The following is a 9,752-nucleotide window of genomic DNA, read 5'->3' on the forward strand; positions in this document are numbered from 1 at the left end:
TTTACGATTGCAAAAATATTTTTGAGAAATAAACATCTTCTAAGTCGGCATCAATGGCACTAAAAGTACCATCAGGATTTTGGTCAGCCAACACATTGATTACGGGATTACCTGCTATCAGTTTTTCGGATATCACTTTGAAGTTGGCTTTATAATCACTTAACTCGTCTTTCTTTATGCGTTTAGTCCACACTTTGCCAGCAATGCCGCTAAGGGCTTCGTCTGGACTGCCTTTAAATAATATTTCACCTTTGTTGAACACCGCCATGTCAGAGCAAAGCTCTTTTACATCTTCAACGATGTGCGTGGATAATATAACGACCGTATTTTCGCCTAATTCTGAAAGTAAGTTTAAAAATCTATTTCTTTCGGCTGGATCGAGACCGGCGGTGGGTTCGTCTACTATAATCAATTTAGGATTGGCCAAAAGTGCTTGAGCAATTCCGAAACGCTGCTTCATACCACCAGAATAGCCACCTAGGTTTTTCTTTCTGGCCTCCCAAAGGTTAGTTTTTTGTAAAAGTGCTTCCACCACATTTTTCCTTTCAGAAGAATTGGTGATTCCTTTCAAGACCGCAATGTGATTGAGCAGGTTTAAAGCACTTACCTTTGGATAAACACCAAATTCCTGCGGCAAATATCCCAGCGTTTTTCTGATTTCGTCTTTCTGGGTAAGTACGTTTATATCACCCAAAAATATTTCCCCAGAATCGGGCTCTTGAAGTGTAGCGATGGTACGCATAAGTGAGGATTTTCCTGCACCGTTAGGGCCCAATAACCCGAACATACCTTGGTTAATCGTAATGTTGACATCTTTCAGAGCTTGCACTCCGTTGCCATAAGTTTTGTTGAGATTGGTGATTGTTAATTGCATATTTTTTAATTATAGGGTAATAGTGTCAAAAAGTATAAAGAATTCTTAAGTTTCAAAGCTCCAAAAATAATCTTAACTATCTCAAATATAATAAATTATTGATGAAAGGACGTTTTTGCGGATAATTCAATGAGGATACATTTATAAATTCTTTCCAAAGGTTTCTAGAATAAACTTAGTAATTGGAAAGAGTCTTTATACATGCCTAGATAGTATTTTTTTCTAGTTATTTTCACCAAATTTCTAATTTCGGTAAATGGTGAAATTTGGTATTCAATTATAAAAACTCTATGAAAATACCAACGATTTTTTGTTTTAGGAAAGTTTTGATTTGTCGCTCTTAATGTAAACGGCGGACTTTGAATATCAATAATTTAATAAACCGCCATTGACTAAAACTGATAGTCAACTTAATAAAACAGGATATTTTGGCAAAGTATTGCTTCACTGGATTTTCGAAATAATATTGTAAATGTTTAATTAAATAAAGTATATCTGATCTAGGAAAGCGTTGTGAGTTCTTTAAGACGTTTAGGAAGCTTGGTTTGTTTCATTTTATTTTTAAAGTGAAATTGCTTTCAATTCTTTCAATGACTTCCCTTGCAAATGAGTTTTCAAATTCACCTATCAGTTTTTCCGGGATTCCTACACAAGAGCAGTTTATTTCACTAAGTATATATATATCCTTTTGTTGTTCATCAAAGTCGAGTATGAAATCGGCTGTCCAAAGTATTGGATAGCTTTTGAGTTTCGCCTGCTTGATAATCTGAGGGGCATTTTCTTCAAAAAAACGAATCAAATCTGGGTAAACTTCTGGTTGGAATATGGTGTATTTTGCTCCAGAAAATATAGTAGCCGAAAAAGCATCGACTGAAATACTGGGCTTTTTATGTATGACAGCCATTGGTTTATCTGCAATAAGAAGTAGTCTCAACTCACCTTCCGAAATTCTCTCTAAATAGGGCATGTCTATCAATAAACTGTTATTCTCCACCATATATTTTTCACACAACTTCATGAAATCATCCAAAGTATGTATTTCCATGTGATTGTCTTGTGCTTCGGTGCATTGAACAAGCGTATCCAGCGGTAAAGGTTCATTTTCAAAAGTTTTTGTGCCATCATGAATTTCAACTTTCCAAATACCTACTCCTGTAGAGCCTCTATTTTGTTTTAGAACCCGTTGCTTTTGTGCCAATGAAAAAGGAAAACGGTTTCTGAATTCTTTTATAGAGTGGTATCCATAAGTATCTTTGGCCGCAAAGCCGGTGTTTTTAAGTTTAATCAATATATCTTTTGCTCCTAATGTTAACATTTCATCGGGGTGCGAAATGGCCACTACGCCAATCTCAGACAATTTCCGAAGCGTTTCAAAATATAAGTCTTCTCCATAGGGTAAGTTTCCTGGGTTAATTCGGCTGATAAATCCACTGAAATTGGCTTTGGTATATTCATATATTTCGTCTTTCCATTCGTCTCGGAAATAGAGGACTTCACATATCCAACCCAGGTTTTCAATGGCCTTTACAATTGGCATGGTGTCTTTTCTGAGGCCGTTAATCCATTTGTCGCTGCCACCTTCTACTTCAAAAATTACAATTTTCTTTTTAATCATTGGGCTTCAGACCATTGTTGTTTTTTGTAGGTCTAGTCGGTATAAAACTAATGTATTCACTTTTGAATACACTTAAAATTCTGTTATCAAATCTTTAGCTAATGGTTAAGATTGCGTGATGTAAACATCGCTTCACTTTATCATAATATTAGAGCAGATTTTTTAACATAACCATAATAGAATTTCGCAACTAAAGTGCCTTAGTTTGGAGTTTTGTGTAAAATAAGAAATCAATAATTACTATGAAAATTCACCTGGTTTCTTCCACAGATTTTATGGCCAAAGGCACCGGCGTACACAGTGCTTTCGTGGGTATGTTTGATTTGTTAAAAGAGAAAAATGACGTAGAGGTATTGAGAAATCAAGAAGGCTTTGGCGACATTTTTCATTCGCATTCCTACGGTCTTTATTATTTTTTGAAGTCCCGAAAATACAAAGGTCGCAGAATACATACTGTTCATACCACACCAGCCACCATAAAAGGTTCGGTGGTTTTTCCCAGTTTGGTTTTACCTTTTGCCAAGCTTTATTTTAAAAAGGTCTTTAACCATGCCGATGTCTGCATTGCAATTTCTCCAATGGTCGAAAAGAACCTTAGGGAGCTTGGCGTAACCTCAAAAATCATAAGCATTGGTAATCCGGTAGACTTAGATAAATGGCTTCCAGATAAGGAGAAAAAGTCCAAAGGTAGAGAAATGATACAATTACCTATGGATGTTAAAGTAGTTCTTGGCGTGGGGCAATTACAGAAAAGAAAAGGAGTGGAGGATTTCATTGAATTGGCCGAAAAACACCCGGATATTTACTTTGTGTGGGCTGGTAGTAGGCCTTTTGGAGCCATAACGGAAGGTGTCCATCGGATCAATCAGAAAATAGAGGAGGCTCCAAGTAATGTGAAATTTATTGGGCAAATTGAATTGGAAAACATGCCATTTCTATATGCTGCAGCTGACGTCTTCTTGTTTCCATCTTATCAAGAAAATAGCCCATTATCGCCCATAGAAGCCGCTGCCACTGGCTTGCCTGTTTTGTTTAGAGACTTGAGCGAATATGAAATGCTATATGAATCGGATTATTTGAAAGCAAAAAACAACGAAGAATTTTCACAGTTGATTAGCAAAGTTTTTGAAGACAGTCAATTTAAGCAATACGCCAAAGACTTATCGGCAGATTTGGTTAAGCAATTTGATAAAAACGCCATCAGAGAAAAACTTATATCGCTTTATGAGAATGTTTATAATGGGCTGGATATAGCTGTATGAAGTAGAAATGACAAAAAAGAGAATTTGGACTTATGTTTTTTTGAGTATTTCGGTGCTGCTGCTGTATTATGTTTTGAGAGACGTGAAATACAAGGATTTTATGAAACAAACTGCCAAAGTTGACTTAAAAATGGTTGGCTTTGCAGGTTTTTGCATGTCGCTTTCTGCTTGGTTTAGAAACTTGCGGTGGTTGGTGCTCTTTTCGCCTTTAGGCTATAAAATCAAAAAAGGACAAGCATTTTCGGCTTTGTTATTGAGTTATCCAGCCAATCTTATTATTCCGCAATCGAGTTTTTTTGTGAGGGCAAGTTATTTAAGAAAAATGAGTGGAATACCCTTTAGCGAATGCCTGGGAACAATTATAGCTGAAAAATTGATGGATGGCTTGGTGGTTTTTGGTTTGTTTTTCATCTTTATGTTTTCGGATTTTTCGTTTCAGACATCCATTTTTCAGAATTACAGGCTTTATTTCGCTATTATACTCTCTGTGGCCGTGATTTTTTTTATAAGTAGATTTTTCTTTAAAACCTATTTTGATGAGCGTTGGGAGAAAGTCATTTCTCAGATAAAATGTCAATTATCCCATTTTAAAATTGGATTATTGACCACAAAAAATGTGGAGAACAAATGGTTGTTGTTTTTATACACTGTGACCATTTGGTTACCTTATTTTGCCCTATTTTACTTTCTTCTAAAAGGCTCTGTGTCGAGAGATTTTATTGGTGTTAAGCTACCTGTTGAACTGGCAGTAATGGCCAACATCGGCTGGATTTTCCCAACGCAAGGTGGGTTGGGCTCTTATCATTTTTTTATTGCTCACATCATGCAATTACATGGCTTTGAAAAGATCCAATCTGTCTTTTTTGCTTTTTTTAGCCATACTTTTATCATATTAAATGACCTCATTTTGGGACTTTATGTTTTACTTAATAACCGCAGAATCGTATTTAGTTTAAATAATCCCGTCTAAAAGTAAGAGAGCGATAAGAAGTCGTAGTTTTCAATTCAAATTGACATTTATTTTTTTCGCTTAAATTTTAGACTGTAACCAACTCTAAAAACTTGCGTTTAATAATAATCAAACCGTACTGTTTTACATTTTTTCAAAAATATGTCATTAGTAAATTCAAGCATTTGTGCATTGGGTAATTTTTTTTTAGAAAAGTCTTAATTAAAATATACTATATAAGTTGCTGTTTAATAGACTACTAGGGTTGTTTTTTTTGGGCTATCTGAGTCATTAGAAGATCAGAAAAGCCTTATTTGAACCCATATTTTGATGAAGCATCCAACCCAAGTCTATTTAATAATGCTGATCTGTGAAATAGAAAATTTCAATAATGAATGCCCTATTTTATGTAATCATTATTTGCTAATTGAAAAATTTGGCTATATTATTGTGTTGGTGTGTTTATAGAAATAAATTAAAGTTTATGAAAAATCAAAAAAGTACGCTTTTGGCCGCAAGTTTTATGTTTTTTGGACTACTTGCTTGTAATTCTGAAACCGCTTCTGAGCAAATTGCTGTGATTGAAAATTCTGCACCTGCACCAGCGGAAAATAACTCAGATGTGCCACCTTTGTCTTCTATCCCAGAGATAAGAGTTAGTCAGCCAACCGTCACGATTCCGCCGCCATCAGGTCTTAATCCAGCAGGACAGTTTGCCAATTCAAGTGCTCCATTAAATTCAAGTGCTCCACTGAATTCAAGTGCTCCATTAAAATCGAGTGCTCCATTAAATACCGGTTCGAGTCCTGTAGCTGCTACCAAAAGTTCAGTACGTTTAAATCCCGCTCATGGCCAACCTGGACATGATTGTGCAATAGCTGTAGGAGCTCCTTTGAAAGGTTCTGTAGCTAAGGTGTCAGCACCAGTACCTGCACCAGTTCAAGCAACTGCACCAAATTTTTCTGTTGCTTCAGCTCCGGTCTCAGCTCCAGTTCAGGCTACTACACCAAACTTTGGTGTGCCCAACGTCAAGGTAAATCCAGCTCATGGCCAGCCAGGACATGACTGTGCAATTGCCGTAGGTGCTCCATTGCCTGTTAAGTAGTTTAAAGTCAGCGGCTGTTTTTATGTAAAACCAGATTTTGTTTTTACAAAGCTCTTTTCATTTTTTTTGCTGGATTCTAAATTTATTTGGGGTTCATAGCTATAAATTATTTCTAAGCATACTTTTGGAATAAATTAAAAGAAAAACCCAACCCTATTTCTTAGGCGTCTTTTTCTTCAAATCAAAAAGGTCTTTTCGGCGATCTTGTAGATTTCTTACGCTTCCGGCTTTGTTGAGTTCTCTTAATAAATCTAGATCAACATCTGCCAAAAGAATCATTTCGGCGTTTGGTGTTGCCTCTGCTTTAATGCCGTTCGATGGAAAAGATAAGTCGCAGGGCGTAAATACCATAGATTGAGCAAACTGTATGTCCATGTTGTGTACTTTTGGGAGGTTGCCCACACTGCCTGCTATAGCTACATAGCATTCGTTTTCGATGGCTCGGGCTTGTGCACAATGCCTTACACGCGAGTAGCCGTTTTGGGTATCAGTCAAAAACGGTACAAACAAGATATCAATTCCTTCGTCTGCCAACAGCCTGCTTAATTCAGGAAATTCAACATCATAACAAATCAAAATTCCGATTTTACCACAATCCGTATCAAAAGCTTTCAGCTCCGAGCCACCCACCATGCCCCACACTTTGACCTCGTCGGGCGTTACATGGAGTTTTTCGTAGCGTTCTATTGTGCCATCTCTTCGACATAGATATCCTACATTGTAGAGGGTGCCGTCTTTGATTTCGGGCATACTACCACAGATGATATTGATATTGTAAGAAATAGAAAACTCTGAGAATTTATAGACAATAGCTTCGGTGTGTTTGGCCAACTCCCTGATAGCCTCTGGCTCAGAAAGGTGGTTGTTTTCGGCCATCAGCGGGGCATTGAAGAACTCAGGAAATAAGGCAAAGTCGGCCCTATAACCTGATACAGCATCTATGAAAAACTCCGCTTGCTCCATGAGGTCTTCAACGGTTTCGTAAGGTCGCATTTGCCACTGAATAAGACCCAGACGCACCACTTTTTTGTTACTGGTGGCTTTGAGATTGGGTTTTTCATAATAGATATTGTCCCATTCTAGAAGTACCGCAAATTCGTTTGAGGCTTCATCGCCCTCTAAATACCCCTTCAAAACCTTCACTGGGTGGAAATCGTTAGAAATCTGGAAACTTAATACGGGGTCGTGGATTTCCTTGGTTTTGACCTTTTGTATGTATTGTTTGGGTGTAAGGGTATCGGCATATTTATGGAAGTTCGGAATTCGGCCACCAAAGACAATTCCACGTAGATTCAGGTTCTCGCAGAGTTCTTTACGGTAATCGTACAGCCTGCGGCCCAGTCGCAATCCCCTAAAACCGGGCACTATAAAAACGTCTATGCCATATAGCACATCGCCTTTGGGTGCGTGGGTATTGAAAGTATAATTGCCCGTGATTTGCTTGTAAGTGTGGTTGCCTGGGAAGTGGTCATAATCTACAATAATAGATAAAGCACAGCCTGCCAACATGCCATTTACTTTTATTACTACTTGCCCTTCAGGGAATTTTAAGAGAAGAGCTTTGATTTGGTGTTCTTTCCAGTAGGCATCGGGCATACTTTGATAAGACGAAACCATGGCCTCCTTGAGCTCCTGATAATCTTCTAATGTCAAATAAGTGAGCTCTATATTTTCTATATCTTCTATGTTCATAGTTTGGATGCAAATATTTTTGAATTGAACAAAGGTAGTGGTTTCGGCGGTTAATAATGATTTCCGAATCTCAGATGATCAAATTGAAAGGTTATTGTCATTCATATATTTTAATTACAGATTACATGATAATAATATGGTTATGATGAAGTCCTCTAAATTTTCCATTTCTCTAAAAGCAATGCATGATTTTTATAACCCTTAGAAGGAGTAATTTGATTGAAAGTAAAACTTGACTTGCCTAGATTCAAATTTAGGAAATATGGAGAAAGAAAACATTTTAATCAAAACCATTCGGCATATTTATTCTCCTCTTTCAGTATGTTTTTAAGATTAAAAATCATCTCTTTTTGAAATTTTATTTAAAATGTTTAGATGTATTATGCTAAAAAAAATCGTCTAATAATTAATGGGAAATTAAATTGATTAATCAAATAAGCTACACAATTTTATTTTAGTAAGAACTTTATTATGCTTCAAATTTTAATGAATGGACGAGCAAAAAACGTATGTTTTTTTGGGGTTTTACTTGAAAATGGGGATACAAAAAAATGCAGTTTTAGGTCACAAGTAACCTTCTTTATTGTGATATTTTTAAATAAAATTCTGCATTTCCACCATCATTTTTTTCAAATGTATCCGCTTGAAAAGTTATTGCTTAATATTTATATCATCTCCTCCAAAATTCAATTGGTGGCAAACAATTTGTAATTATAGTTAATTGTCCTGCTTTCCTATTATAAACTTTAATCTTCTTGGCAAGGGTAATTCTCATGTTTGAAAAGATTGAATAAACATAAATTACATGGTGATCTTAGATTTTAATCTGCTAAGGATTTTTGCCTACTTTATTAATGTATTCTCACCTTACAATCTTAGAAAAAATTTGTTTTTAGAGTTTCTCATTTTGTTTTTCTACCAAATGCAAAGGTGCTCCATTTATAAAAGGATTTTATTAAAGTATTTCTCTTTGGCTTCCTGGAAAAATAGTTATTCCCAATTTTCGTATGCGAAAATAGGTTCGGTTATACTGATCGAATCATTTCTTTTTGTAAGACTATTGGTACAAATATTTCTGCAAACTATCCCTTATTATTTAACGATTCAACGATGAAACATCTTTACATTCCAATTAAGAATTTTGTAAGCGTAGGGTTATTTCTAGGTATGTTTTTGCATAGTTATAGTGGTAATTCCCAAACAACCCTCGCACCGGGAGATATTATGTTTACTCAAATGAACACAGATGGGGTTCCAACGACAAGTTATGATGGATTTTCCTTCGTATTGCTCACAGCAATTTCTTCTGGCACACAAATTAGTTTTACTGATGTTGGTTGGGATCCAGGATTCGTAACTTGGGGCGGTGTAACAGGGGTAAGTGAAATGTACTATACATGGACATCAAGTACAGCATTAACATGTGGTACAGAAGTTTCTATCTCAGCCAATGGTGGTGTTACTGCTTCTACAGGTTCAATTAGTGGTATTACTGGTGGACCAACATTAAACTTTACTAGTGCTGGCGAATCAATTCTAGCCTATCAGGGAAGTTATGCTAGTCCAAGTTTCATTTCTGGTATTATCAATTATTCATTGGGTTGGGGTTGGAATTCAGGAGCTCCAGTTACTTCTTGTGGTCTGCCAGCAGCTTTAACAAATGGAGTTAATGCAATATTCCCTAGTGCATTTGATAATGTTCGATACAATTGTACCTCAACTTCCGCTTCTGCTTCAACATTAAGAGCTGCCCTTGCTAATAGTGCTAATTGGATTTCTGATGACATAACAGCTTACTCTACCAGCCCGAACTGTATTACTGGTTGCTCTTCACCCATTACTGCTACCACATCTCAAACCAATGTTAGTTGTAATGGAGGTTCAAACGGAACTGCTACTGTTGTTGCAAGTGGTGGTAGTGGAGGCTTTACTTACTCTTGGTCACCTTCCGGTGGTACAAGTGCAACTGCTTCCGGATTGAGTTCAGGTAGCTATACTTGTACGATAACTGATGCTGCAAGTATATCCATTACTAAAACATTTACAATTACCCAACCAACGGCTATCAGCACTGCAACGGGTTCGCTAACCAACGTATCGTGTAATGGAGGATCAAATGGTTCGGCTTCGGTGTCACCATCAGGTGGAACACCTAGCTATACCTATTCATGGTCTCCATCAGGAGGAACATCCGCAACAGCCACAGGCTTAAGTGCAGGAGCATATACTGTAACAGTATCCGATGCCAACGCATG

At 36.8% G+C, this 9,752-nt stretch carries 7 protein-coding genes; 4 read left to right on the top strand and 3 right to left on the bottom strand.

All coding sequences use genetic code 11. The features are described 5' to 3' along the window. Position 1: 1 nt before the first annotated feature. The gene (locus EGI24_RS11440; protein WP_255048539.1) at positions 2–874 is read right to left on the bottom strand and encodes an ABC transporter ATP-binding protein; all 873 of its coding nucleotides are present in this window, start codon (positions 872–874) and stop codon (positions 2–4) included. 550 nt (positions 875–1,424) lie between these two features. After that, positions 1,425–2,489 (bottom strand): Cj0069 family protein, encoded by a 1,065-nt coding sequence (locus tag EGI24_RS11445; protein ID WP_255048540.1) that lies wholly within the window; start codon positions 2,487–2,489, stop codon positions 1,425–1,427. Positions 2,490–2,731: 242 nt separating this feature from the next. Between EGI24_RS11445 and EGI24_RS11450 the strand changes: the two genes are divergently transcribed. The 3 genes from EGI24_RS11450 to EGI24_RS11460 all read left to right on the top strand — a co-directional run bounded on the left by EGI24_RS11450 (position 2,732) and on the right by EGI24_RS11460 (position 5,805). Next, positions 2,732–3,751 carry a glycosyltransferase family 4 protein gene (locus tag EGI24_RS11450; protein WP_255048541.1) on the top strand — a complete coding sequence of 340 codons (1,020 nt, stop codon included), beginning with the start codon at positions 2,732–2,734 and terminating at the stop codon, positions 3,749–3,751. A gap of 7 nt (positions 3,752–3,758) precedes the next feature. Beyond that, positions 3,759–4,721, top strand: a complete 963-nt coding sequence (locus EGI24_RS11455) for a lysylphosphatidylglycerol synthase transmembrane domain-containing protein (protein ID WP_255048542.1) — start codon at positions 3,759–3,761, stop codon at positions 4,719–4,721. 463 nt (positions 4,722–5,184) lie between these two features. After that, positions 5,185–5,805: a hypothetical protein gene (locus EGI24_RS11460; RefSeq protein ID WP_255048543.1), complete on the top strand. Its 621-nt coding sequence runs from the start codon at positions 5,185–5,187 to the stop codon at positions 5,803–5,805. Between the two features lie 153 nt (positions 5,806–5,958). On the opposite strand, the gene EGI24_RS11465 is transcribed toward EGI24_RS11460, so the two are convergent. Next, positions 5,959–7,497 carry a carbon-nitrogen hydrolase family protein gene (locus tag EGI24_RS11465; RefSeq protein WP_255048544.1) on the bottom strand — a complete coding sequence of 513 codons (1,539 nt, stop codon included), beginning with the start codon at positions 7,495–7,497 and terminating at the stop codon, positions 5,959–5,961. A 1,110-nt stretch (positions 7,498–8,607) separates the two neighbouring features. Here EGI24_RS11465 and EGI24_RS11470 point away from each other — a divergent pair. Further along, positions 8,608–9,752, top strand: a 1,145-nt coding sequence (locus tag EGI24_RS11470) for a SprB repeat-containing protein (RefSeq protein WP_255048545.1), incomplete at its 3' end; no start/stop codon positions are given.

Origin of the sequence: Lacihabitans sp. CS3-21 (assembly GCF_024343675.1) — a bacterium.
Taxonomy (GTDB): domain Bacteria; phylum Bacteroidota; class Bacteroidia; order Cytophagales; family Spirosomataceae; genus Leadbetterella.